Origin of the sequence: Parabacteroides sp. ASF519 (assembly GCF_000364265.2) — a bacterium.
GTDB classification, from domain to species: domain Bacteria; phylum Bacteroidota; class Bacteroidia; order Bacteroidales; family Tannerellaceae; genus Parabacteroides; species Parabacteroides goldsteinii.
Genome location: NZ_AQFV02000006.1, coordinates 1,236,133 through 1,262,324, shown reverse-complemented (window position 1 = coordinate 1,262,324; position 26,192 = coordinate 1,236,133). Strand labels below are relative to the sequence as shown.

Genomic DNA, 26,192 nt, shown 5'->3' with positions numbered 1-26,192 from the left:
TCATTATGAAAATGAACAAAAAAGTACAGAAAATGAACAGCGTTCAGAAATCAGAGAAAGAAACGGCAGTAAAAGTAACCGCTTTGGCAATCATCCCCAAACCGATGATATTACTTTCACCGCAAAACATGCCCACGACTGCCGGAATAACGGAAGCACCCGAAACGGCAACCGTTCCCACCGTTCTGGAAGAAGCACCGCAGCAAACCACGCTTAAAGCACCGCTTGCAACGGCTACAGCCGAAACCGACCTTGACATTACAGCCGTGTTTCCGAGCGCAGACAACCACCGCAAGACCTTCAATGACACTTCTTTGCAGGAACTTGCCGACAGCATTCGGGAAGTAGGTGTTTTGCAGGCCATTGCGGTACGTCCACGCACGGCAGGAGATTATGAAATCATCTACGGTGAACGCCGCTACCGTGCCTCATTGCTTGCAGGAGCAAAGACGATAAAGGCAACTATATATAATAATGTAACAGACAATGAAGCGGAGGATATGTCACTAAGTGAAAATTTACAGCGTGAGCAGGTGCGCCCCACCGAAGAAGCGAAAGCGTTCAAACGCCTGCTTGAAAAGGGCAGGTATGATATGTATTCACTTGTCAGCCGTTTCGGACGGAGTGAAAAGTATATCTATACCCGTCTGAAACTGAACGAACTGTATGCGCCTATCGGTGAACTGCTGGACAATGAAACAATCATCGTCAGCGTAGCCGAGGAAATAAGCACCTATGAACCCAATATCCAAAAAGACGTTTACGAGAAACACCTCAAGGAAGACAGCGGAGATAATTGGACGGGATACACATTGAACCTTTTTAGAAAGCATTTTGAGAAATGCTATACCACCGACCTTGAACAATACAAGTTCGACAAGACGGAATGTAAGGCGTGTGTACACAACGCAGCGAATTATAACCTTTTTGCCGAGCATAACGGATGCGGACATTGTACCAACCGCAAATGTCTGGAAGCCAAGAACGCAGCGCATGTGGCAAAGGAAACGGAGAAACTTCTGAAATCCGACCCAAAGTTGGTGATCGCCCGACCTTATTACGGAAGCCGTAACGACACGGCACTCCAAAAATTGGACAAGAAAGGGCATGAAATCAAAGATTTCGATTACAACGTGTCGGCAAGGGAATTTCCCAAAGCACCCGTAGCACCGCAAAAGGAGCAGTTCACCGAACCGACAGAGTATGAACAAGCGGTACAGACCTTTGAACAGAAAAACGAGGAATACACCCGAAAGGTGGAAGAACTCAACCGTAAAAAGGAAGAGGGCAGGATAAAGACATATGTCAAAGTGGGACAGACAGAACCCGAACTTTGCTACGTGGAGATAAACAGGAAGGAAACCGCCCCGTCACCATTGAGACATTGCAGGAACGGGACAAGCGTTTCAAGCAACTTTCCGTTGAAAAGATTGTAGCCGACACAAAGAAAGTTGTCCGTGAAAATGACTATCCCGAAAGTCCGTTTACACAGTACGAGGACGGAATGCTTTATTTCATCATACTGACTTGGTTGCAAAGAAAGCATTATCCGCTTTGCGGTATCAAAGACCAGCCGATGCCGTTAGACGAGAAGCAGCGCATGAAGATTGTAGCCAAACTGACGGACGTGCAAAGGACGGTCATCAAACGTGATTTTATCAACCATTTTCTTTGTGAGAACGCTTACGGAGACAACAGTGCATCCAAACTGTTAAGGGACTTCGCAAACATGCACTTCCCCGACCAGTACGGACTTGCCAAAGCCACCCACGAGGAAGAATATCAGAAAAGGCACGAACGTTTGGGAGAGAGGATAAAGGAGATGAAGAAAGCGGAAAAGGCGGCAGCAAAAAAGGATGAAAAGCAAAAAGTATCCCCTTCATTGCCCCATGATGATAAGGCAGCTTGAATGTATAATATTGAAAGGTGAAATTTTTCACCTTTCAATATCCAATCCGATTTTTAATTTAACCCTATAAGATTGTAACATTATGGAGAAAGAAGAAATAATTGATACCATCAAACAATTTGCGTGTTCTTTGGCAGAAAAAGAACTGGCAGATAAATACGGGAAATTACCCGAACAACTGATGACTAAAGGAGGGACATATCATTCTAAATATCAAGATGAATTTAACAAGTTATACGATAGGTACGAAGATAGGCTTATCCGTTTATCGGGAAAGAATGTAGATGAACTGTTCGTATGCGGGTAACTGTTTCATGTGCCGGAAACTATCAGCCGGCACATATTTTTCCCCGTCTTGAAAGAACAGAGGGCAGGGCCGGACGACCCCACCCACACCGCCACCGTAATTATCATCCAAACCGTGAATATATGAAATACATAAGAATCTCCCCGAATGTGGAATATTCCACCGATACGGATTTTTTCCTCGAAAATCAAATCATTTGCATTGTAAGCAAGGAAGGCACGAAGTTTTGCAGTCTGATTGAAAACCGTTTGTTCATGCGTTCCGAGAACCGTCATATCAGCAAACGGATGCAACTGGACATCATGCGTGAAATCCACAAGGACATCTGCCGCCTGTGCTATGGCGGCGAACCGGTGGATTGACCTGCCATACCCCACACCTGAACAGCTTCCCTTAAAAAAGTCGGGCAATCCTTACGTGATTGCCCGGCTTTTTTCTACTTTTGCGTAGTTGAATATAAAATCAAGAATATTATAAGATTAGAAATAATTGAATGATAACATATTAGAATAGCTTTTAGCTGTTTATTCCCGAACACGAAACGACCAATTTTAATGCAGGAGGATAAACGGGTAAGGTCCTTGTCGTACACTTATGGCACGGGCTTAACTCGTCTCCTGCGAGGCGCTTGGTCGTGCCTGTGTTCAGACTTGTTAAGTACCGTGCTTTTTTCTGTCCGGTACATAGCAGGAAGTTACGGACAAGGTATTAATTAAAAAATCATAGCAAGATGTACAACAAGAACGTTGCCATAACAGGCTGTACCATTGAAAAGACAACAAAATACGACTACTTCAGGGAAGACAAAATCCGGATGGAACTCTACCGGATCATCCTTTCGCTTTATAGTGATGGCTGCCGCACATTCACCTGCAATCTACATTCCTATATCGGACTGTTGGGCGCGGATACGATAGTCATGCTGCGCGATACGGGCAGATGCCCGGAGATAATCCTCTCGGCAGTTATACCGGAAACTGGTTTTCCGGCAGATACCGACAGGCTGTACTGTGCCTTATACGACGATTTGATAAAGCAGGCGGACAGCAAAGAACAACTTTCTGAAAAAGGCAACACCGTAAAGGTGCTGTCCGGTTGCCATATCATCTGTTATTATAATGACCTTTGTCCGGAAATCGGGCAGGTGCGTGCGTCTGGTATTCCCTATGCCAATATCCGTAAAATGATATAGGCATATATGCCTTCCCGTACCTTACAGCAGTTTTTCCAGCCGTTCAATCCGTCTTTCGGTTGACGGATGCGTACTCATAATATATTCGGTAAAAGTCGGGCGTTCACTGTAAACGTCTTCCGTTCTTTTCAACCGGCGGAGGAAAGAAAGCAGTCCTTCGCCGCAGCCATAACGCACGGCATACGTGTCGCAACGGTACTCGGCATATTTATTGATATTCACGTCAGCTATCCGGCTGATACCGTAAATAATCCGATGAAGCAGTTTATAAACGGCCCACCATATCTTCGCTATAAGTTCACCCACAAAACCCAATGCCGGAACTAATGCAAACACCATGCTGCCGATTATCCCGAATATCAAAGCCGGAATAAGAAATATACCGTAAAGGCAGCGGTAACCGAACGACTCCATCGAGAATAAAAGCACTTGATAGACAAAGTCGTAATGGGAAATATGTCCCACTTCATGGCTGATGATGCCCTTCAGTTCCTCATCCGAAGCGGTGGCGAGTACTCCACCTGTTAATCCTATCGTGTTGAAACCGAATGCGGCGGCATTTACCCGCGCGTCATTGTTACGATAAAGTTTCAGTTTCCGGTTCACACCCATTTCCGAAAGCAACCGTTCCAGCCTCATGCGGTCGGAACTGTTCAAAGGACGATACCCTTCTTTTCTGCGTAGCATCCACACATTAAGCGGAGAAATGGAATAAAGGATGAATAGCAGTAAAAGATAGTACGGTAACGTATTGACTAAATAGGGAACCAGCCCCTCATCAAACAGACCCGGTATGTATGCAGGCCATATATGGCGCAAGATAGAAAGCAGCAATGCGTAAAACACCGTAATAAAGACAAAATTCACTATCGTGACATAGGCCATCAGCAACAACTTGCTGATGATGCGGAATATTCTGAGTGTTGTTTTCATGCGTATATGATTAATTTATTAACTTCCGGCTAAATATAGAAACAAATTTTGCGCAATCCGGAACAATTACTTATTCATTTATTTTCATTAAGCAAATTTCATAAAACAAGAGACGGCGGGATGCCCCGCCGTACTTCCTGATAGGTACTGATAACAGCTATTTTTCTGCCGTACCGCTTTCCACGTCAAACGTCACTGTCAGTTCACTTTCCCGTCCGAAATTATCCCGGACAAAGAATTTCAGTTCCGAGCGTTTGGCACTTGTCGAGCGGTAAAAGAGAGTGAATACCTGCCTCACCGGATTTTCCGCATCCAGCCTCGGCACTTCTGCCAGCGGCCTCACTTCCCGATTGACGAGTTTCACGCCTTCGCAGTCCGTCACCTCTCCCTTGCCTTCCATCTGAATGTAGCCGATTTCATACTCTGCCTTTTCATAGTCCCCTTCACGGTCCAGATAAAAGCGTATCTCCACCGTTTCATCCGTAGCAATCTGCTTTTGCAGATACCATGACGAGAGACTGAAATCATAGTCCTGCCGGATGTCTATCTCATCGTTACATGAACCGAATGCCAGCACTGCAACCAGTGCGCCTATACATATATAGATTACGTTTTTCATTTTATTGTTTCTCCTTTCTTTTTTCGTTAGTTGATGACAAAACGGACACCCAGCCCTATCTGTGTATGAAAATTCCCCGCATCCGTCCCGAACAATGCCCTTTCCTTGACTTGCAGCAGGAGGACGATCCGGTCTGTCAGATAGACATCGAAAGCTGCCGTGAGGGCGCCGCCATAAATAAAACTGTCCCCATTGGTCACTGCCGCCCCGTCGGGAAGCAGGGAGGTTCCCCAATTGACTGTCTCGAAGCCGCCTAAAGCAGAAAGCCCGATACGGAAGCAGACGTTCCGCCTCTTGTCCGACAATACGGGGATGAAGTAGCCGAGTTCCCCGGTGAACTGCGCTTTCGGTATTGCCTTGTTCTCATAGGTGTACTCCTTTATTTGATAGTCCAGACCGTACTGCCAATAGGTGCGGTTACGATTGGTACGGGTAAAGGCCAGCGAGGTGAAGTAGTGACGCTCACCACCGCTCTTCCATGAAAGGAAATGATTCACTCCCCCTGTTGTAAACTGTATGCCTGTCTGCCCCGGCAGGTCACGCTGCGCATATGCCTTGTCCGCTCCGAAGAGCAACGTCGCGGCTAACGCCAATATGAATAGCATTCTTTGCATATACAATTATATATTATAGGGGTTATTACTTCAAATGCAGTTCACTGACAGGTTTTGCCGCCACAAGGTCGGTGTTCTCTATGCGGAACGACTGGTGCCGTGCGCCGCCCTTCTCATAGATTTCCACCACCAGCAGCTTGTCATCCGGCAGTGTCAGTTTGGGCAGTACGAACACATTGCGCACCGTGGCTTTTCCATCTACCGTCACCAGGCGGTTGTATGTCCTTACCGGCTCGATGAAATTCTCCTGCATGGCCGTACGCTTGGCCACTTTCTTGTCGATGACTTTAAAACGGATATAGTCGATGTCAAACGATATGTCCGAACTGTTGCGCACGGAAGTATGCAGGTACAGCAGGTCGTTATTGATATAAATCCCTTTGAGCAGCGTCTGTATGCCATACTTCTTGCAGCCGATATGCCTGATGTTCCTTTTGTTCTTCTTATACAGCGTGTACATGATGCGGTTCACCACCAGTGGTGTTTCCCCGCCCAGTTCCTTCAGCTTCACGAACATGCGGTCACCGGCAATGCCGCCTTCGGGATTGTCCCGGAGCCAGTCCTCCATCTCGATAGAGAGCTGTGCCGGTTCGTCCTTGTAAACCACATTAAAGGAATAGAAACAGCCGTCGGCAGTGATGACGGAGAAGTTTGTTTCCCCCTCAAAGCCTTTTACCGCTGCCTTGATGCGTACCACGTTTTCCGCTCTCGTCGCCTTGTCCGCTATGATGTCGAACGAACCCAGATCCACATATTTCACTTCGGAAGGGAAAAGGATATGCACGGTTTTCTGGAAAGTCACCTCAATCCGGTGCGGTGCGATAATCTGGTTGGTGGGAAATATCTTTGTTTCCACCGCCTCCTGCGCTTTTGCCCCCAGCAGGGAGAAAAGCATGACTATTGATAAAATAATTCTTGTCTTCATCTGATTACTGTTTTTTGGATATGAATAAAAGTTGATAATTCGCTTTCACGGCCACCTTCACCTCACGCATCTTTGTGGCGAGGTATTGTGATCCGCCGCTAAGCACGCCCCTTGTCGCGTCCATGACAAGTTGTTGCGAGGCGCTGCGTGCAAACGAGATGCTTGTCCCGAAACTGCCCCCGATATTGGCGGCGGCTTCCTTCATGGCAGTACGCTCTGCGGTATTCGGGACGAAAAGCCCGTCCTGCCCGTCCATGTCGTATGCCGCCAGTTCCACCGGCAGGATATTGCCGCCGCTTTCAATGGATTTCACCGTGACCGCCATCCGCTGCCCCTCGATACGCACCGTACCGTATAACGGGGTGTTGGCCGGTACAAGCACGCCGCCCACTTGCAGCGGTTCCAGCAATCGGAATTTCAGTCATGCCCCGGTAGTCACCGTCTGGTCTTCGGCCACGCAGGCCCGTATTGTATTGGCTCCGGCAAGCTGTCCGCCTCCTACGGCAGTGGCAAAACCATAATTGCGTGGGATTGAATCCGGCAGCGGAGGCGAGGCCAGCGACGAGACCACATTCTCCGTGGCACGTCCTGCGACTATCGCCGCAGGATTACCCGATGAACTGCCCGTGCCGTCCGCGGGCTGTATGTTCTTCACCTGCCCGCCCGTCTGTCCGGGGAAATAGCGTGCCGCCATTTCATACGACTTCTCCATCAGTTCCAGCGGGTCTTGTCCCTTGCGCTCGCGTTCCAGTTTTTCATTAAGCTCTTTCACCTGCCGTTCCAGTTCGTCCACCCTCGGACTCTCCTTCGGTTCCTGATAGAACGCGGTGATCTGCCTTGAAATCTGCCGTTGCTTTTCCCTAGACTCCCGGATAGCATCCGCTTTCGGTGTGTCCTCTTCCGGCTTCAGCCCGTCCGGTGTGTCCGGTGTCAAATCGCCGGCCATGTCCTGCAAGGTTCTTACCTTCTCCTGCCTGCGTTTCTTCATCTCTTCCAGTTCGTAAGCCTTCTGTTTGTCGACCATCGTTTCGGGCGCGATAGCGTCGGGTATCGTGGTGTTGATGCCCGCTGTCCCTTCCACCGTGTCAGCCGCATCCGGTTTGAAAAGGAACAAGATAAATCCGGCACACAGCAGGGAGAGGAATGCCACTACTCCATAAAATTTCAGCTTTCCGGCGGTCTTGCCGCTTAACTTTTTCTCCTTTTGGGATACCGGCTCCGCTTTCAGCGTCTCCTTTTCCTTTACTTCTTCTTTCTTATCGGATTGTTTCATTGGATACATTGTTTTTGAATGGTTGGATACTGTCCGTCCGGGGAAGCGCCACCCTTTGGAGATGCCGCACCTCAATCGGAAATTTGTCTGTCCCGCAGAAACCGCCCACGATGTAGGCAAGGTCGATGGCGGCGAAGAGTCCGAGCAGGTAAAGGATGATAACCCTTTGCTGCCTGTAACTCAACCGCTGCCAGCGTCTGCGGAGTTTTGCTATATGGCGGTCTTTCCCCGTTCTGAACGACTGGAAGACCTTTTTCAGCCCGTTATCTTTCATACTGTCCGATGTCCCTGTTTTCGATGATTGTAAAGCCTTCTATCAGGAAACCCTGCGGATTGTTGTCGCTCCGGGTCACATTTCTCAGGCGGCAGGTGGTGACAAGCGACCTTTCGGTAACGCTGCTCGAACGGATGATGTGCTGCCGGCAATAGGCCCTCATCTCGTACGGATAGCTGTCAAAGTTCCCCCCGATGCTGTCCACCGTCAGGGTCTGTGAGATATTCCCCGCTATCATCCGGTTGAAGTAGCCTTTCTCCTGCAAGTTCCGGTAGTAACAGATGGCGCTTTCATCCGAGAGGTAAAGGGCACGCTGCACATTGCTTTCAATGGCATTCTTGTCCGGTGACAGGGTAAAGAACAGTTCGTGAAAACGCCTGATATGCTCCCTCGCCTCTACCGGGCGGTTCTGCTGCGCATCCTGCGAGAGGGCCAGCATCAGCGATTTCCCGCTGTCCAGCACATAGATTTTCTGCCGCTGCGCTTCCGCAAAGTCGTATGCCTTTCAGGTGGAGAAAACCGTTACCAGTGCGCAAACTCCCAAGAATACCATTCCGAACAGCCGTAGCTGCCGGAACGATGTCTCGATGTTTTTTAATGATTTAAATTCCATGTTTTTTCTGTTTTTTAATGTGATACGTTTAAAACATTTTCTTGATGCGTCCGGCTACCGATCCACCGACCGCACCAGCGACTGCCGCCGCACCGTTCCCGGCCATCTTCCCGGCACCGTTGGTCTTCTGTCCGAAAGCCCCCGCACCGCCTGCCTGAATGATCCACGAGGAAACCGTGGGCACGCAGAAATAACCGATGATACCGATTATCATGAATATGCAATAAACACTGTTCGATGCGTCCGGTATGAATGTCGGGTCCTGCATCTGCTGGATGTCCTGCTGCAACATCAGGATCTGTATGCGTGAGAGGATAGCCCCGAACAAGTCACCCACCGGTAGCCATAAGTAAATACAGATGTAGCGCGACAGCCATGTGGTGAGCGTACTCTGGAATCCGTCATAGACGGCCAGCGCAAAGGAAATCGGCCCCAGTATGGACAGGACAATCAGAAAGAAAGTTCTCAGCGTGTCTATCAATAGCGATGCGGCCTGAAAGAACAGTTCCAGCAGCTCCCGGAACCATTGCCGCACTTTCTCCCCCATGTCATACACAGCCTTCTGCCCGTACATGTTTATCATCGTGTCCATGTCGCCCAGCGACCAGCCCAGTTCGTCTATCTTCTTGTCAAACTCCTCGTCGCTTACCAGAAAGGCCTTTGCCGGGTCACGCAGCATCGCCTCCCGTTCCAGTTCGTCCTTCTCTTCCTGATACTTCTTCATGTCGAAGGTCTGCTGTTCGACCAGTGAAGAAGTCGCACTGCACACGGGGGAAAGAATCCCGTTGATGGTCCCCAGCACAAGAGTGGGAAAGAACATGATGCAAAGTCCCAGCACGAAGGGCCTGAAAAGCGGGAACACGTCAATTTCTTCCGCCCTTGCAAGGGACTGCCACACCCGGTAGGCCACGTAGAACAGGGCGCCGATACCGGCCACACCTTTCGCCACGCTTGCCATATCCTCGCACAGCGGCATCATCTCATCGTAAAGCGAACGCAGCAGCTCATGCAGGTTCGTCCAGTCTATTGATAGTAATACCATAGTCAATCCGTTTTTTTAGTATATTACCAGTAACGCTGTTCGTGTGTCCCGTACAGGGCGAGTACCCTCTGGGAGTCTCCCTTCTTCTTGCTGCGCAGGTACGATATTCCGATATTCTTGCGGGTATAATACCATGTCAGGTTCTTGTATTCCAGCACCTCACCGTATATCCGGTTGATGATGTCCAGCCGTTCCTTGTCGGTCATCGAGAGTCCGGTAGCCGTAGTCACTTCCTTCAAGTCCAGCAGCAGATTGCTGCTTTCTTCGAGCAGCCGGTTATACCCGAAAGCGATGGCCGAGAGTTCCTCCACGGTAAAGTTCGGGTCGCCCATCATCGTATTGAAATTGGTCACGTAAATATCGCTGATGTCCCCTACAAGCAGGATGGTCTGTTGCACTTTTCGGGCACCTTTCACAAGGTCATGTACCGATTTCAGTGCGTCGTAATAGGCTTTGTCGGGTAGGTCGGGGGTATTGCTACCCCTTTCCCCCCTAAGAACCGTACATGATACTTTCGCATCATACGGCTCAAGCAACTCAAAATTTCTGTTATGAAACCGGCTCATATTCTTCGTTATTAAAAGGTTGAACATTATTTCTACCGCAGTAGCTATGCACGAGCATTCGCTCGGTTTTACCGTGAACCACTTTTTCGGATACCCGCCAAGGAGTATTCCGGGTAATGGGTTCCCCACAGTAGGGACATTTTCGCTGTTGGCGTTTCCAAATACGGACTATCGTATTCCTACCTTTTGCAGACTGGAGCATCAGACGGGTTTCCCGTTTTTCAAAATACTCTGTCCAATCTGGGTCGTAGGGGTTTGCATCACATTTAAGCTTTGCATAGCGGGTAATTTTAGTATCCGTCAGCCACTTAATCGGGTACAGTTCTTGCCTACCGTCCTTGTCGAAAGGTGCGGCGAAAACCCAAGACCTGCCCCTGTGTTTATGGAAATACCTCTCTGCTACCCACCATTTCCCTTTCGCTGGATGTCGTCGGAGCGACCATTGCAAAAGTTTCTGGTAGATATGGAAGTCCATTTTTTGGAACACTTTGCCCGATACCACGTGTTGGTAATAATTCGCCCATCCGGTAATGACCGGATTAAGAAGCCTAATAAGCGATTCCTGCGGGATAGTTTTGTGAGAATTGACAATCTCGTTAATCTTCCGCTGAAATTTCTTTTGGCTCTCCTTTGACGGCGTAATTAGAAACTTGCCTTTATACTTCCTAATGTTGAATCCAAGAAAATCAAAACCTTCGTCGATGTGAGTAATCTTCGTCTTTTCTTCTGATAGGGTAAGCCCCCGTGCCTGAAGAAACTCTTTGACCATCGGCATGATTTCCTGTTCGAGCATCTCCTTACTTATACTGGTGATTATAAAATCATCGGCATACCGTATAAGATGCACTTTCGGATAGTATGATCTCTTAGGGCTGTACAAATCAACCCTGTGAAACTTTGCTTCAAGCATTGTTTGCAGACCGTCAAGTGCCATATTCGCAAGCGTCGGCGAGATAATACCGCCCTGCGGAGTACCTTCCTCGGTGGGGAAAAGCTGTTTATTGAAAATAAAACCGCTTTTCAGCCACTTACGGAGCATCACTTTATCCATCGGGATATTGTTCAGCAACCATTCGTGGTTGATGTGGTCGAAGCATCCTTTGATGTCGCCCTCTAAAATCCACTGCGGGGATGACTCTTTGGACAGGTTGATGTAGCACTGATGTATGGCGTCGCCCGTGCATCTTTCCCTACGGAAACCGTATGAATGGTTGTCCGCTGTGGTTTCGGCAACGGGGTCTAATGCCATAAGGTACAATGCCTGCATCGCTCTGTCTTTCATTGTAGGTATTCCTAACGGGCGCAATTTCCCGTTACTCTTACGAATGTTTACCCGTTTCAAAGGCATGGGATTGTAGTCCCGCCTTTTCAACTCTGTGATAGCGTTCGCCTTAGCGATGGGAGTAGACCATAAAACCTTATCTACTCCCGATGTGTTCTTCCCTTTGTTGGAAGTCACCCGTTTTACGGCTAATGCTTTAGCCGCGAACGAGTGGGTCAGTAGCCATTGCAGGGCTTTCACCTTGCCGTAGCGACCTTCCTTCTGAGCCTTTACAATACGTGCTTGCAGCTTTCTAACCTCTAACTCGCATTTGTTCCAGTCGATACTTTCCCAATTGCTGATTGTTTGGTCAGTAGGCGCACACGATGTTCTAATCTCGTTCATTTGCTTTCCTCCTTTTTTATAGTTCAACAAGTTTCTTGTAAAGAGTTACCTAACGCGGAAGTCTGCCCGGTTTCCCGTGAGGTGACGTTTAAACCTCTATCCATCCCATTACAGAATGGCATTCGCTTTCTCCGCAATCCTATACCCGCATCCCGTTCGGCTTGCCTTGCGGCTCACTTACCTATCGAATGATAGGAGAAATACGGGCTTACCACGTTTTACATAAATGACTTTCGAATGACTTAGGCTCTGTCTATACACCGGCAGCTCTAGTGTCCGTGTAGCCCCACAAGGTTCGGGGTTATCCGGCTGCTTACCATTTTGGTTCAAGCCTTATAGCATCTTTAGCTCGTTTCATACCTTACGATGCGTCAAAAACAGTTCACTCTCGTTAGCCATATCACTCAGCCTCGCTCCCTAACCTCCTGATGCTGGCGGTCGTTGCGTCCACCTTACGGCTTCGGCTTCCCCTTTCGGGTGGGTTACTTTGTCCGGAGCAGCTTCGTACAAAACAATTACTCGTGATGCACGTGCCCGTAGGCTACCACTGACGGAACAGTGGGTTTAAACTTTGGCTTACCGTTCCCGACGGTTAGCCGCTTGTTAAACAATCATTTATGCAACTATACGTGTCGCACTCCCTGCTGGTAAATCTTCACCGTCTCCTGAAAGTTACTCCACATGTTCTGTGCCGTTGTGGAAGTCTGCACGATTTCATTGGCCGAGTTCACGATGCTTTGGGCAAGGTTTGTGGGGTCTATTACCGCCCATTGTGCCTTGCTTGTCACCGAAAGGGACAACAGGGCCATAAACAGAATCGTCATTTTCTTTTTCATGCATCTATCTCCTTTCTTTGGAAAGTAAATACCGGCTGTCGTCATCACGGGCAAACAGCCCGTAACTGCCGAACAGCAATACCTCGCTGCCACTGAAATACCCGATGCATCCGGCATCCCTGTTCCCGTGCAGGAAAAGGTCGTCACCTTTTCGGAGCGGGATATTGATTTCAGTATAACTTTTTTCTCCGATAAACAGCGTGGCCTTGTATCCCTTGAAGCCGTCCGTCACATGGTTGGATTTACGGACAGTCAGCGACGAACCGCCCTCCTTGTTCATTCAGTGCCCGCAGATGCGGTCATGTTCCAGTTCCTTCTTCATCTCCCCAATCAGGTTCAACAGATCCAGATTGGTCAGGGTCGCATCTCCGAGAGCTTCCCTGCATTGGTTTAATAAATCCTTTTTGTTCATTGTCATCTATGTTTAAAATGGTTACTTTTTTTCCTGCCGCTTACGTTCGGCAAGTTGTTTGATAGCTAACTCTATGTTTCCGCCCAGCTTTTCAGTAAGCCGGGTAAGTTCCAGTTTTTCAGTCTCTTCGGTGGTGTAGCAGTAGGCTAAGCACCCAGCGCCTTGTCATATTTCTATGGTAGGTTTCCGAGTACTCGCCTCCGAACCGGACTTACAAGTCTCCCTGTATCCGGCTCTCCACTAATTAATTCAGTCTGATTCTTCGGTCGGGGTCTATTTTTGCATGACACTTTGAGCAGACAGCCAAAGTTTTTCGTCTTCGAGCTATCATTTTCTTTTCCCAGTCGGATTTACCTTTCAGGTCTTTAAGTTTGCGAACGTGATGCATTTCGAGTTTATCGGTAGCACCGCATAATTCGCAAACTTGGAGCTTCAGCCTTTCCATAAGGCTGTTACGTCCACCTGTTATGGAAACTGTCCGTGGAATAGTGTCACAGTAAATATTCCCTGCAACCTTTTTGCGTTTGAAACCATCATGATAAAATGATTGGTAAAGTGTCTTACCCTTGCTATTTTCATATGCCACTTGGAAAACCTTGTTCTTTTTATATTTCAGAAGTATTTTCTTTACAGATGATTTGTATTTGTTCGCAAATACCTTATACATGCTGTATGACATAATGTGATAGAAAGAATTGATGACATAGCTGTTATTGGCTATTGAGTAGTAATTATAGAACCCTCGGATTTCGGCATTGAACTGACTGACTATTTCCAAGTCATCCAAGTTCAGCATGTACGTTCTGACGATGGATTTCCAAACCTCTTTGCCATTGACGACCGCGATTCTTGCGGCTTTATAATCAAAGAGTTTCTTCCGCATCGTTTCAAAATTCAGGTACAATACAGGCTTGTGTCCGAATGCACGAACCGTTTTACCGTACTTATCCTTACGTAAATCGTTACACCTACGTATAAATACGTCATATCCGAGAAATTTCGCTGGTTTCTGCGCATTGGTTATCAGTGTCTTTTCGTCTGACAGTTCCAGTTTAAGAGCTTCATTCAAATAATTCTTAATATCCTCTTTTACTGTTTTGCAGTCTTCAAGATTACCGGTAATTCCAATCAGAAAGTCATCTGCGTATCTCACGTATTTTAACCGTTTGATACTGCTGTCCATTTCATTACGTGCCGGATAGTTGTTCCGTTCTTCTCGTAGCCGCTTAATTTCGGCGGTCATCTGTTTCCTTACCTTTACATCTTTCTCATTCTTTAGTTTCTTTGCCAGTCGGTATCTTCGCTGTTCGTAGAGCTTGTATCGAGCGTCGCCTTTTCTTGTTACCCCTTTATTGAACCGATTGATGTATTCCTTGATGTACTTGTCGAACTTGTCAAGGTAGATGTTAGCCAGTATTGGGCTGATAATCCCGCCTTGCGGAGTTCCACTGTACGTTCTATGAAATACCCAGTCTTCCACATATCCGGCATTCAGGAATTTTCTGATAAGCCGCAAAAATCTCTCGTCGGCGATACGTTCCCGAAGAATATTAATCAGTACGTCATGATTGATATTGTCGAAGAATCCTTTAATATCGCCTTCAATAAACCATTTCACGGCAGTGAATGTCTTTTGTATATCTATAAGAGCAGTATGACAACTTCGTTTGGGACGAAACCCATGTGAAGTATGTTCAAAACTACCTTCATAGATTGCTTCAAGTATCATTCTGACTACTTCCTGTACCAGCTTATCATCAAAAGAGGGTATGCCAAGCGGACGTTTTTTCCCGTTTTTCTTAGGTATGTACGTCCTTTTGGACGGATTAGGCTGATAAGTCTCATTTTTAAGACTGCCAATCAGTTGTTCAACTCGGTCAATACTCATTCCGTCAATGGTTTTACCATCGGCTCCTGCCGTCATGTTGCCTGTCTTGCTGTAAATATTCTGATAGGCTACATAAAACATTTCCTCGTTAAACAGCACTCTATACAGCCGCTCAAACTTATAGTTCAAGTTACCGCTGTGTTTACTCAGACTGTTCAACACATTTTCTGGATTTCTCATGTCTCTCACATCTTCCTTTAAATTGTTAAACTTAATTAGCTGCTCCCCTTCGCCATGTACAGGGCGTTACCCTGCTCAGACTACTATGGAAGCTCCGTTGCCATGCCGGATATTCAGGGGCAGACCCCATAGCCCTACAACTGGCTTTCCGGTTTAGGCAATCCCCGTTTAGAAATTTGACGACTATTTGGCTCGATAGATTGTCGGATACGACTTTCGTCCTTTACTACTTATGGTAGTTGCCTTGCGGTAAGTTTATGCTACTCCTGCTACGTGTCATCAGTGTAGTACCGCAACATAACGGTATAATTCCGAAGAATTATTCAACTGTCTTCCGTCATTGCCCAAGGATACGACTGCTCGGACTATCGTTCAACCAATGCAGGCTTTATCCTCATATCTATCATTTTAACTTGCCATTCGGTCGCAGCCTGACAGTTGGCTGACTTATGGCTTTACCAACGTGCTATGTTCCCTTGTGGGGTTTTCCCCTCCGGTTAGCGGTTGTTAATGGGCATTTTAAACACTTGCCCAGTCGCTTGCCAAAGCGACATTCGTCAAATTCCCTTTACGGGCGCACCAGATATTCTTCTCCCGAAACTTCTGTCGCATATACCGCGCTCTGCGTACCGCCAAGCCCTATCCAGACCTCTTTATACAGCCGGTTCGCGGTATTGGCAAGGTTGATCGAGAGTATCTGGCTGCGTTCCTTGTCCGTCAGGCCGAGCAGGTTCTGTATCTGGTCGAATTTATTTTGATACTTCCGCTGGTCGAGCAATATTTTGCAATCGCTGTTGTTGATAATCGTCTCTTTTACAACGGGTGAAGAGATAATGTCATCCACTTCCTGCGTCACCACAACCGCCTCTCCATAGAACTTTCTGACCGTCTTAAAGAGATATTTTATATAGGATGCCATCCCTTCCTTGGCGATTGCCTTTCATGCCTCCTCAATCAGTATCATCTTGCGGATACCCTGCAAACGGCGCATCTTGTTGATGAACGTCTCCATGATGATAATCGTGACAACCGGAAAAAGGATGGGATTATCCTTCACAACGTCCAGCTCGAATACGATAAACCGTTTGTTCAGTAAATCCAGTTCCTTGTCCGAGTTCAGCAGATAGCCATATTCACCGTTCTTGTAATAGGGTTCCAGCACGTTCAGAAAACCGTCCACGTCAAAATCTTTCTCCCGCACGTTCTTATCGGCCAGCACCTTGCGGTAATCCTTCCTTACAAAGTCATAGAACGAGTTGAAGTTGGGCTTTATCTTGCGGTTCTTCTTTATCTTCTCGATATACAGGCTGACCGCATTTGACAGCGCCACCTCTTCCGAGCGTCGGGGAGGTTCGTCCTCCCTTTTCCAAAGAGTGAGTATCAGGGTCTTGATACTGTCCCGTTTCTCGATGTCATACTGGTAATTCTCCGTGAAAAACGGATTGAATGAAATCGGGTCATCTTCCTTGTATGTAAAATAAATCCCGTCGTCTCCGCCACTCTTCTGATGTATCAGGTCGCAAAGTCCCTTGTACGAGTTTCCGGTATCCACCAGCAGGATATGGGTTCCCTGTTCCCAATACTGTCTGACAAGATGGTTGGTAAAGAAACTCTTTCCGCTTCCACTGGGGCCGAGTATGAACTTGTTTCTATTAGTCACCACCCCTTTCTTCATGGGCAGGTCCGAGATGTCCAGAAAGACCGGCTTGCCCGTCAGCCTGTCCACCATACGGATACCGAAGGGGGACAGCGAGTTCCGGTAACATGTCTCGGCCGTGAAGAAGCAGAGCGCCTGCCCGGTAAACGTGTAGAACGTCTCTTCAGAGGGGAAGTCCGCCTCGTTTCCCGGTATGCCTGCCCAATAGAGGGCCGGAAGGTCGGTCGTGTTATGACGCGGGGTACATTCCATCAATGCCAGCGCACTTCCCACGTCATTCTTCACCCTTCGGAGTTCATCCCCGTTTTCCGCCCATGCGATGATGTTGCAATGACAGCGCACGGACTGCAATCCGTTGGTATGTGCCTCGTTCAGGTATTCGTCCAGCCACTCCTTGTTTATCTGGTTGCTGCGGCTGTAACGGGAAAGCGACTGCATGTTTTTGGCCATCTTCTCAAAACGGGAGAGGTTCTCGCTACTGTCGTCTATGAATATCCACTGGTTGTAGACATGGTCGCAGGAGAGCATCACGCCCACGGGGGCGGCATAGCTCAGGCGGCAGTCCGAGCGGTCGGTCGAGAGGCGCTCATACCGCCCGTCCGTCCTGATCCTTCCCGGAAGGTCGTCGAGGTCGGAGAGCGTATGCAGGCAGAGCCGCTTGTCACCGATACGCATCCCGTCCGGGTTCAGCTGCATGTCCTGCAACATACGGCTTCCGTCTGCCGACAGCGTGAGGTACCGCTCGATAATGCCCGGTTCGCTTTCCGTTCCCGTAATCTCTTTCGTGGTGAGGCGTTCCAGCCTTACCAGCCCGCTGTCATTGACGATACTTTCAAACTGTCCCACCGCTTCCATGAAGCGCTCCACCGTTTCCTTGTTCCTGATTTCCTTCGGCACCAGAAAACCACGGCAGAGCGTGTTCCAGTTGCTTTTTTGCCGGGAGCGTTCCTTTGTGGTCTTGGTAAGGAACAGATAACAGGTGTGGTGCAGGTAGGGTCTTTCGTTGAAGTGCCGCTCGAAACTGCGGGAAAGGAAGCTCAATTCATCCCTGCGGATGTCCGGTTCATATTTCTCCGTGATGAAAATATCCTGTTTGTGGACGATTGAAAAATTCGGCAATACCTTGATTGCCTTCGCTCATGTGGCGTGCATCGCCTCATAATCTGCGGATGATACCGAAAACACTTCCGGCAGTGTGACCCGGAAAGCGACCGTGATGTCGGCGTCCTTGCTGACGATGCAGCCGTGTTCCACCGCCATAATGGGGAACTTGCTTTCCAGTGTGGATGCTTTTAATATACTTCTCATATGATTTACGATTGTTGTTCTTTAATCAGACGTGTGATACGTTTTCGTGAGAGGATTCTCCGGGGATGCTGCCGGGCCGCGAACAGTTTCATCAGCCCGTGGCTGCCGTATTTACGGTTCAGCGTGAAGGTCAGCCATACCAGCACGGTAGCTGCCGAAACCCCGAAACCGATGCAGATTCACTGGCCGATGCCTGCCATATACATGATGACGAACATCACAAATACGGCAAGCAGGCCGGCAGCGAAGATAAACAGGTATTGCGCCCGGAGTCCCTTGAACTCCACCTCACGGCCCACACCCTTATTTATTTCAAAATCAGCCATAAGTTACTGTTGTTTTTAATTTTTTAGAGGAAGAACGACCTCAGAATGGTAGCGGCGACTATCAGGAAGATACAGGCTCCGAACCAACTGCTTGCCGTTTTCGAGGTGTCGGGATCGCCCGAACTGAACTTCTGGTAGACCTTGATCCCTCCCACGAGTCCGATCACAGCTCCCACCGCATACGCCAATTTTGTGCCGGGATCAAAATACGATGTCACCATCTGGGTAGCCTCCGTGATACCGGCAGAGCCGTTACCCTGGCCCATTGCCGCACTTGCCGCCGCAACGGCGGCAAGCATCATAATCAATCTTTTCTTTTTCATTAATTCCGTGATTTTTAAATGAATAAAAAAGCCACGGACCGCCCCTTTTCACTATCCCCACAAGGCTGCCCGCAGCCGCTTTATGGTTTACTGGTTCAGGGGGTAAGTTCCGGCGGGGAATCAGCCGGAGTCATAATATGCCATTCGCATCGTTACTTGGTTTAGTGGTGAAACATGGGTGTTAATGCTCTCTTAAAAAGGGGATGCAAATCATCCCGAATCGTAATAGCCTTTTGTCATAGCCATTCTGTTTTATAAGTAAGTTACTTCAAGAAATTGTCTCTTCCTGGTGGGAATGTCCTCTTATCAGGCGGGAACATCAATTTGTCATCCCGAATCGAAATAAGTCATATACATGCTTTGTTGGTTTATTCAGTCATTCATGCCATAGCGAATCTCTCTCTTTACAGTGATACGGGCTATCAACCCGTATCAAAATAACCTCTTACCATCGTTACCTCCTTCTTTAATCGGTTAATTACTGTCCGGAACAGCCTTATTCAAATGTTCGGCTTCATCCAGAAATTTACTGATACGGCTGTCGCTGCCATTGATACTTTCCAGTATCGAGCGCTCAATCTGCGTATCCTTGATATGATGGATAGCCTTCAAAAGGGCCAGCCGTTTGTCCGTAGGAATATCCTTGCCGTTGCACAAGTCGATGATCAGGTCAATCTCTTCCGGCCCGATACCGGCTGTGCCATCCGGATAACCGTCACGGGCACAGTTCAAATCTTCCAGTTCCTCATTCAGTTCGTCCGTATCCACGTCGTCACTGTTTCCAGTCCGTCCTTCATCATCCTCAAACCTGCCGGAACTGTCGGCCTCAGAAGCCCGCCACTCTTCCACACGCTTGTCCCGGAACAGTTCCGGGATGCGCTCCGGCGGCACTTGTGCTGCCTGTTGTGACACTGTTTCCTCGTTTCTGCCAGCAAATGTAGAGGCATTTTCCTTACCCGCAATAGCCCCGGAATCGGTGGCGTTTATTGGCGGATGTTGGCGTGTACCGTAGCTTTTTGTAACGACAAGGCTGTCCGTTTCAGGCCGTTTTTGAGGTGAATTTTCCATATTCCCGCCTTCCGCCTTCTCTTTATCCTTCATTTCCTGCTTTTCTTTATTCCTCACTTCTGTTTTCACAGCCGGCATGTCCCTCTTTTCAGCTGCCAGCACTGCCGGACTCTCTTTCTTTTCTGTTTTTCCTTTCGTGCGTTTGCGTCCCTTCTTCTGGTCCTCTTTCACCGGGTCGAACCATCCGGCAGCACCCCGCAGAGCTTTTGCCATGCGGCGGCGTGCCTTCCCGAAGCATATCTCGCCAAGCTGTCCCCTGAACAGGAACTTGTCCATGAACAGATAGGCGAACAGCAGCCAGAACAGAACGATCCCGGCTTCATAGTAACCTGATTGTATATCCATAACCTAAAATATTTTGTTATAACTCTTTTGAAGGTAGGTCTTCACCTCTTCCGAATGTTTCTCGAAATGTTCCTTCAACACATTATCTATATAGTTGCCGACCGTCAGCTGCCGTTTTCCCGCAATCCCGACAATAACCGATATTTTCTGGTGCAGTTCCTTGTCGATATACACTCCCTGCCTGCCTTCGCATTTATAGGGGGTAAGGAATCTGCGGATAAAGTCGGCCAGTGCCGTGCGTATCGTTTTCGGTGACGGTTTTACCGCAATCACTTCCGGACAGTCGGTATCATCCACATCAGGAACACACCTTACAGTTTCATTCACGTTGTTATCCGCTTTTCCCTTCTCACCGGATAAAGCGGTTTCTCTATTTTCGTCGCTCTCTCCGGTCACAGAAGGTGACGGAGATAAAGGAGGTTCCGAAGGAACACCCGCCATCAGGCTTCGCAGATACGCTTCATCCACCGGATTTTGTCCGCTTGTTTTCTTCGCCATGACTATTCGGTTTTAAGTATAGATATGATTTCATCCATGAACGTATCGAAGCCGCACTCTTTGGTGAATGCCGCATCGGGAGCGAACAGCGTACTCCGGTAAACGGGGCCGCCCGTAGCGGACAAGTCTCTGGTGAAGTTACTGCGCACGGGAATGCGTGTTTGGAGACAGTCCAGCCCCAACAGGGAGAATCCTTGCTGATAGATGTCATACAAGGCCGTGCGTTCCCTTCGGTCCACCATGTTCCAAAACAGGCACAGCCTTTTCAGGGAGGATACGCCGGTTTTTATCAGCCGGTCATTAATGGTGGTTGCAAAGTTCAGTGTGCTTTCCAGCACCAGGCGGTCTGCCTTTATAGGCACGAACAGATAATCGAGCGCACTGATTGCGGCGATAACCCCGTCGCTGCCCATTGTGCCGGGCAGGTCGAATAGTACAACATCATAAAGAGTATCCGCTTTTTCCTCAAATGCCCTTCAGTCCGCCATGCCGTTGGCCGGAGTGCTTCCGATGACCGGGTAGGCCTTTTTCTTCAACCGTCCGGCCTGCTCCACCAAGAGGTTCTGATAAACGGGTGTGGTCTTTACCACTTCCATATCCCGTTTTTTCTGTTTCATAATCGAATGTTGCGGATAGTCACAATCCACCACCGCTACGTTTAGTCCTTTCACATAATGCAGTCATGATGCCGCATAAATGGTAAATGTTGATTTACCCACGCCGCCCTTCTGGGTAGCGAATGAAACGAATACTGTGTTCTTTTCCTTTTCCATTGTTACAAATTTAAGTAAGTGAATAATCGGATTTATTGATTTCCGGACGGATAGCCGCTTATCCATGCGGCTGTCTGTCCGGTTACTTGTTTCATAGCCTGCTTATACAGTTATCTACATAGCTGTTTAGCTATCCGGCTATCTGCGCATATAGCTGTTTGATGATGTAGCTATAAAACTATTCATCTATGCAGCCAGTCTATTCATCTGAATAGCTAAATAGCTAAGTACATATTCAGGTGCTTATATATTCGGATACCTGTTTATTCGTCCATACATTAATATATGTGTATAACTACATATCTGAATAGATACCGGTCTGAATATCTGTTTATCCATTCAGACTGCTATCCATATAGTTATTCAGATAGTGATCCGAATACCAGACTGTTTATCCGTTCAAATGGATAATCGAATAGCTATCCGGCTACAAATAAACCTCAAAAAGAGCATCTGTGTAGTATCCCCCGTTTCAAAGTCATTTATTGGCGGCTGTTGGCGGGAACCGCCATAATGCACGGACAGAAAAAACTCTCTACCTTTGTCGCCGGGAGAGCGCAGTTCGTTCTCGGCAGAGAACGTAAGACAATCCTTCAGACCTATAATCCGGCCCAGCCGGATTTTAATATGCGTCAGCATATAGCGAGGTGTACTTTCAGCGGTTGAAAATATTTCCAACCGCTGAAAGTCTCGCCCGAAAGGTGTTTCGGGGGCAAAGGTTCTCCCAAGTCGAACCTTTTAAAATTTTCATGTTATGAAAGATGAAACAAGAATCCGTGGCGCCGCAGGGCGCAAGGTGCTGGCAGACCCGCGCACGCACCGCTATTACCTCTGTCTTAATGACGAGGAAGACGAAAAGTTTATCTCCATGTTCGAGCAGTCCGGCATGAAGAATAAGGCCGAATTTATCTTTGCCCGTATCTTCGGTTGAGAGTTCAAGGTAGTGAAAATTGATAAAGAAGCACAGGAATATTACGCCCAGCTTACCGCCTTCTATCAGCAGTTCCGAAGAATAGGAAACAACTACAACCAATGTGTAAAAACCATCCATACCATTTACGGGGAGAAGAAATCGCTTGCGTTTCTCTACAAACTTGCCGAAGAAACCCGTAAACTGGAAGAAGTATGCAAGCAGGTCATCGAACTGACAAAGCGGTACGAAAAGGAGTATCTCACTAAAAAGGAATAACATCATGGTGCCGAATATCACATCGGGCAGTTCATTCTATGGAGTGATTGCCTACAATAAGATAAAGGTGGATGACGGTACGGCAAAGGTATTGTGACATCCGAAAATTGCAGTCGATACTTCGGGCAATGTGCCGATTGAAAACTGCGTGCAGGCTTTTGAACCTTATATCGCACTCAACTCGCACGTCAGGAAATCGGTTATCCATATTTCATTGAATCCGTCTCCCAAAGACATTCTTTCGGAAGAACAAATGATCGTACTGGCGCAGGAGTTTATGGAAAAGTTCGGTTATGGGAACCAGCCTTATATCGTATGGCTGCATGAAGACATAGACCGCAAGCACATGCACATTGTTTCGGTGCGCATCAACGAGAAAGGAGAAAAGATAGACCACAATCGTGAGGCTATCCGGGCACAGAATATCTGTCGGGATATGGAAGTGAAGTATGGGCTTCATCCCACACTCGGAGAACACGGTGAGCGGGAATTGTTGGCCTTGCAAAAAGTGGATTATCCGAAAGGTGACGTGAAAACGCAGGTAAAGCATACCGCCCGAACTTTGCTGGAATGTTACAACTGTCATTCACTTGCCGAATACAACACCCTTCTGAACTTGTATAACATGACCGCTTATGAAGTCAGGGGAAGTGTGGACGGAAAGGAATACCACGGCATCATGTACGGAGCTTTGGATGATAACGGACAGCAGATAGGCACACCTTTCAAATCCAGCAAGTTCGGAAAGGCATTCGGCTATGAAGCACTGCAAAAGATGTTTACCGCTTCTACTGAAAAGGTGAAAAAGAATAACCTTACCGAAAGGGCACGGCAGAAAATCATCAAAGCCATGCAGAATATCGGTACGAAAGAAGATTTTGCCAGCAGGCTGAAAGAGGCTGATATAGAAGTCGTTTACCGTATCAATCCCGAAGGACGTTTGTATGGCATCACCTTCATAGACCATACCACCCGGACGGTGTTCAACGGCTCTCGTCTGGGCAAAGTCTTTTCAGCCAATGTGTTTAACGAATTGTTCAACAACCCGGATGCAGACCGTGAAAGACTTATACCGCAACCGGAGAAGGAACCGTCCCGGCAGGGAAGGGAAGCGAAAGCGGAAGAAAGGCAGGAAGGGGTAGAATACCGGCAACAGGAAAATCAAAGCCAACATCAAAGTGAATCTTCCGACAGTCTGATTGATATATCCGCACTCGGTGCCGTTGATATTTTCTCCATACTCATGGAAGACGACCATACGCACGAGTACATTGATCCGGCTTTCCGTTATGGGCGCAGGAAAAAGAAGAAGCGCAGGCGCAGGTTATAATATAATAATGTATAGAACCAAGAAGTTTAATTTTAATAGTTACAATTATGCAGAATGAAGATGATTTAAGAGGTCTTGCCAAAGTCACAGACTTTATGCGGGCCATTAGTTTTTTATTTTTGGCGATACACATTTATTGGTTTTGTTACGGCTGGCTCCACGAAATGGGCTGAACGCTCGATATAGTAAATAAGATACTATCCAATTTCCAACGCACCACCGGGCTGTTTTCATCCTTGCTTTACACAAAGTTGTTTTGTGTCCTTTTTCTCGGTCTGTCCTGCATGGGCAACAAGGGAGTGAAGAAACATGAAATCACATGAAGGCAGATTATCATTGCGGCGATTGCGGGTACCATACTCTTTTTCCTGAACTGGTGGTTGTTATCCATTAGTGCATCATCCGGTGTGTGTGCGGTACTTTATACCACAACACTGACCTGTGGTTTCTTCTGTCTGCTGGCATCCGGTTTATGGATAAGTCGTTTGTTGAAGAACAACTTGTTGGAGGATGTTTTCAACCGGGAAAATGAATCCTTCATGCAGGAAATAAAACTCATGGAAAACGAGTATTCCGTCAATCTGCCGACGAAGTTCTGGTATAAAGGCAAAGAATGGAAAGGTTGGATTAATGTAGTGAATCCGTTCCGGGCAAGCATGATTTTGGGTACACCGGGTAGCGGTAAGTCGTATGCCGTAGTCAACAATTATATAAAGCAGGCAATTGAGAAGTCCTATGCACTCTACATATACGATTTTAAGTTTGATGACCTGTCAGTTATTGCTTATAACCATCTGATTAAGTATAGACACCGTTATAAGATACCACCTAAATTTTATGTAATCAACTTCGATAATCCAAGAAAAAGTCACCGCTGTAATCCGTTGGCTCCCGAATTGATGACTGATATTTCGGATGCGTATGAATCCAGTTATACCATCATGTTGAACCTCAATAAAAGTTGGGTACAAAAACAGGGAGATTTCTTTGTAGAATCTCCAATTGTATTGTTTACGGCCATAATTTGGTTTTTGAAAATCTATGAAGGTGGCAAGTTCTGTACGTTCCCACATGCTATTGAATTGCTTAATAAAAGGTATGAAGACGTCTTTACTATTCTGACAAGTTACCCTGATTTGGAAAACTATCTAAGTCCGTTTATTGACGCATGGAAAGGGGGAGCGAGTGAGCAGCTCCAGGGCCAGATTGCAAGTGCTAAAATCCCGTTATCCAGACTGATAAGTCCGCAACTCTATTGGGTAATGTCCGGCAGTGACTTTACGCTGGATATTAATAATCCCCAAGAACCGAAAGTATTATGTGTGGGCAACAATCCCGATAGAATTTCAATCTATGGAGCAGCATTGGGTCTTTATAATTCGAGAATCGTTAAACTAATAAATAAGAAGAAGCAACTCAAAAGTTGTGTAATTATTGACGAATTACCCACGATTTTCTTTAAAGGTTTGGACAATCTGATTGCCACGGCACGAAGCAACAAAGTGGCGGTTGTGTTAGGTTTTCAGGATTTCAGCCAGTTAAAGCGCGATTACGGAGACAAGGAGGCCGCCGTAATCATGTCAACTGTGGGCAATGTTTTTAGCGGTCAAGTGGTGGGTGAAACAGCTAAAACATTGTCGGAAAGATTCGGGAAAATCCTACAAAAAAGAGAGTCTATGAGCATCAATCGCAATGATACATCAACTTCCATCAACACGCAACTGGACAGTCTGATACCTGCCAGCAAAATCAGTACGTTATCGCAAGGTATGTTTGTCGGTGCCGTAGCAGATAACTTCGGAGAGACAATAGAACAGAAAATTTTCCATGCGCAGATAGTTGTTGACAATGAAGCTGTACAGAAAGAGACGGCGGCCTACCAACCCATACCCGAAATCAGCAGCTTTCTGGACGAGAACGGCAATGATACAATGGAACAGCAAATACAGGCCAATTATCGGCAAATCAAACAGGATATTGTCGAACTGGTGGAAAACGAATTGCTTCGCATAGAGAATGATCCGGAACTCAAATATCTGTTAGGGGAAAGTTAAAATTATCGCTCATATCAGAATAAGAGCATGATGATTGGGGAATTAACCAGCTCATGCTCTTATTTATTTTCT

22 protein-coding genes and 8 pseudogenes are annotated in these 26,192 nt (G+C 47.4%); 7 read left to right on the top strand and 23 right to left on the bottom strand.

From position 1 onward, the window contains the following. Window positions 1–5: 5 nt before the first annotated feature. The 4 genes and pseudogenes from C825_RS04870 to C825_RS04855 all read left to right on the top strand — a co-directional run bounded on the left by C825_RS04870 (window position 6) and on the right by C825_RS04855 (window position 3,408). Window positions 6–1,909: pseudogene (locus C825_RS04870) on the top strand (ParB/RepB/Spo0J family partition protein). Between the two features lie 82 nt (window positions 1,910–1,991). Beyond that, on the top strand, window positions 1,992–2,216 hold the full coding sequence (locus C825_RS04865) for a hypothetical protein (protein ID WP_010801617.1): 225 nt from the start codon (window positions 1,992–1,994) through the stop codon (window positions 2,214–2,216). A gap of 122 nt (window positions 2,217–2,338) precedes the next feature. After that, the gene (locus C825_RS04860; RefSeq protein WP_025726198.1) at window positions 2,339–2,578 is read left to right on the top strand and encodes a hypothetical protein; all 240 of its coding nucleotides are present in this window, start codon (window positions 2,339–2,341) and stop codon (window positions 2,576–2,578) included. A gap of 368 nt (window positions 2,579–2,946) precedes the next feature. After that, entirely contained in the window at window positions 2,947–3,408 is a 462-nt protein-coding gene (locus tag C825_RS04855) for a hypothetical protein (RefSeq protein WP_007655468.1), read from the top strand. 21 nt (window positions 3,409–3,429) lie between these two features. Here the strand turns inward: C825_RS04855 and C825_RS04850 are convergent, their stop codons facing one another. From C825_RS04850 to C825_RS04740, 23 genes and pseudogenes are all read right to left on the bottom strand, one after another. Then, window positions 3,430–4,341 (bottom strand): M48 family metalloprotease, encoded by a 912-nt coding sequence (locus C825_RS04850; protein ID WP_010801616.1) that lies wholly within the window; start codon window positions 4,339–4,341, stop codon window positions 3,430–3,432. 157 nt (window positions 4,342–4,498) lie between these two features. Continuing rightward, window positions 4,499–4,960, bottom strand: coding sequence for a TraQ conjugal transfer family protein (locus tag C825_RS04845; protein ID WP_010801615.1), 462 nt, complete (start codon window positions 4,958–4,960; stop codon window positions 4,499–4,501). Window positions 4,961–4,986: 26 nt separating this feature from the next. Beyond that, a complete protein-coding gene (locus tag C825_RS04840; protein ID WP_081615928.1) occupies window positions 4,987–5,580 on the bottom strand; it encodes a conjugal transfer protein TraO in 594 nt (197 codons plus the stop codon). Between the two features lie 19 nt (window positions 5,581–5,599). Beyond that, window positions 5,600–6,499 carry a conjugative transposon protein TraN gene (traN, locus tag C825_RS04835; protein WP_010801613.1) on the bottom strand — a complete coding sequence of 300 codons (900 nt, stop codon included), beginning with the start codon at window positions 6,497–6,499 and terminating at the stop codon, window positions 5,600–5,602. A gap of 4 nt (window positions 6,500–6,503) precedes the next feature. Then, a complete protein-coding gene (gene traM / locus C825_RS04830; RefSeq protein WP_016213046.1) occupies window positions 6,504–6,908 on the bottom strand; it encodes a conjugative transposon protein TraM in 405 nt (134 codons plus the stop codon). Between the two features lie 12 nt (window positions 6,909–6,920). After that, complete coding sequence (locus C825_RS04825; RefSeq protein ID WP_010801612.1) at window positions 6,921–7,772, bottom strand: conjugative transposon protein TraM; 852 nt, start codon at window positions 7,770–7,772, stop codon at window positions 6,921–6,923. After that, window positions 7,756–8,046 (bottom strand): hypothetical protein, encoded by a 291-nt coding sequence (locus tag C825_RS04820; protein ID WP_025726204.1) that lies wholly within the window; start codon window positions 8,044–8,046, stop codon window positions 7,756–7,758. The genes C825_RS04825 and C825_RS04820 overlap by 17 nt, the downstream gene beginning before the upstream one ends. Further along, window positions 8,036–8,659, bottom strand: a pseudogene (gene traK / locus C825_RS04815) (conjugative transposon protein TraK). Before traK ends, C825_RS04820 begins: the two are co-directional and overlap by 11 nt. 28 nt (window positions 8,660–8,687) lie before the next feature. Then, window positions 8,688–9,701 (bottom strand): conjugative transposon protein TraJ, encoded by a 1,014-nt coding sequence (traJ, locus tag C825_RS04810; protein WP_007655455.1) that lies wholly within the window; start codon window positions 9,699–9,701, stop codon window positions 8,688–8,690. A gap of 23 nt (window positions 9,702–9,724) precedes the next feature. Beyond that, a pseudogene (locus tag C825_RS04805) lies at window positions 9,725–10,156 on the bottom strand (DUF4141 domain-containing protein); the annotation flags it as partial. A gap of 94 nt (window positions 10,157–10,250) precedes the next feature. Further along, window positions 10,251–11,933, bottom strand: coding sequence for a group II intron reverse transcriptase/maturase (gene ltrA / locus C825_RS04800; protein ID WP_010801611.1), 1,683 nt, complete (start codon window positions 11,931–11,933; stop codon window positions 10,251–10,253). 638 nt (window positions 11,934–12,571) lie between these two features. Further along, a pseudogene (locus C825_RS04795) lies at window positions 12,572–12,769 on the bottom strand (DUF4141 domain-containing protein); the annotation flags it as partial. A gap of 4 nt (window positions 12,770–12,773) precedes the next feature. Beyond that, a complete protein-coding gene (locus C825_RS04790) occupies window positions 12,774–13,049 on the bottom strand; it encodes a hypothetical protein (protein ID WP_010801609.1) in 276 nt (91 codons plus the stop codon). Beyond that, complete coding sequence (locus C825_RS27600) at window positions 13,050–13,181, bottom strand: hypothetical protein (RefSeq protein ID WP_010801608.1); 132 nt, start codon at window positions 13,179–13,181, stop codon at window positions 13,050–13,052. It abuts the gene before it with no gap. Between the two features lie 244 nt (window positions 13,182–13,425). Further along, the gene (locus C825_RS04785; protein ID WP_005680466.1) at window positions 13,426–15,249 is read right to left on the bottom strand and encodes a reverse transcriptase/maturase family protein; all 1,824 of its coding nucleotides are present in this window, start codon (window positions 15,247–15,249) and stop codon (window positions 13,426–13,428) included. 568 nt (window positions 15,250–15,817) lie between these two features. Next, window positions 15,818–18,214: pseudogene (locus C825_RS04780) on the bottom strand (TraG family conjugative transposon ATPase). Window positions 18,215–18,219: 5 nt separating this feature from the next. Continuing rightward, window positions 18,220–18,540 (bottom strand): annotated as a pseudogene (locus C825_RS04770) (DUF4133 domain-containing protein). Window positions 18,541–18,563: 23 nt separating this feature from the next. Further along, a complete protein-coding gene (locus C825_RS04765; protein WP_010801604.1) occupies window positions 18,564–18,863 on the bottom strand; it encodes a DUF4134 domain-containing protein in 300 nt (99 codons plus the stop codon). Window positions 18,864–19,337: 474 nt separating this feature from the next. Then, the gene (locus tag C825_RS04760) at window positions 19,338–20,276 is read right to left on the bottom strand and encodes a hypothetical protein (protein WP_010801603.1); all 939 of its coding nucleotides are present in this window, start codon (window positions 20,274–20,276) and stop codon (window positions 19,338–19,340) included. Window positions 20,277–20,279: 3 nt separating this feature from the next. Beyond that, window positions 20,280–20,774 (bottom strand): DUF3408 domain-containing protein, encoded by a 495-nt coding sequence (locus tag C825_RS04755; RefSeq protein WP_010801602.1) that lies wholly within the window; start codon window positions 20,772–20,774, stop codon window positions 20,280–20,282. A 2-nt stretch (window positions 20,775–20,776) separates the two neighbouring features. Continuing rightward, window positions 20,777–21,187: a ParA family protein gene (locus C825_RS04750; RefSeq protein WP_010801601.1), complete on the bottom strand. Its 411-nt coding sequence runs from the start codon at window positions 21,185–21,187 to the stop codon at window positions 20,777–20,779. Between the two features lie 63 nt (window positions 21,188–21,250). Then, window positions 21,251–21,445 (bottom strand): conjugal transfer protein TraA, encoded by a 195-nt coding sequence (locus C825_RS04745; protein ID WP_231501810.1) that lies wholly within the window; start codon window positions 21,443–21,445, stop codon window positions 21,251–21,253. Window positions 21,446–21,946: 501 nt separating this feature from the next. Further along, window positions 21,947–22,186, bottom strand: a complete 240-nt coding sequence (locus C825_RS04740) for a hypothetical protein (RefSeq protein ID WP_025726208.1) — start codon at window positions 22,184–22,186, stop codon at window positions 21,947–21,949. Between the two features lie 115 nt (window positions 22,187–22,301). Between C825_RS04740 and mobA the strand changes: the two are divergent. The 3 genes and pseudogenes from mobA to mobC all read left to right on the top strand — a co-directional run bounded on the left by mobA (window position 22,302) and on the right by mobC (window position 26,120). Further along, a pseudogene (gene mobA, locus C825_RS04735) lies at window positions 22,302–22,736 on the top strand (conjugal transfer protein MobA). Window positions 22,737–22,842: 106 nt separating this feature from the next. Further along, window positions 22,843–24,066 carry a conjugal transfer protein MobB gene (gene mobB / locus C825_RS04730; RefSeq protein WP_278836384.1) on the top strand — a complete coding sequence of 408 codons (1,224 nt, stop codon included), beginning with the start codon at window positions 22,843–22,845 and terminating at the stop codon, window positions 24,064–24,066. A gap of 47 nt (window positions 24,067–24,113) precedes the next feature. After that, window positions 24,114–26,120, top strand: a pseudogene (mobC, locus tag C825_RS04725) (conjugal transfer protein MobC). Window positions 26,121–26,192 lie beyond the last annotated feature (72 nt).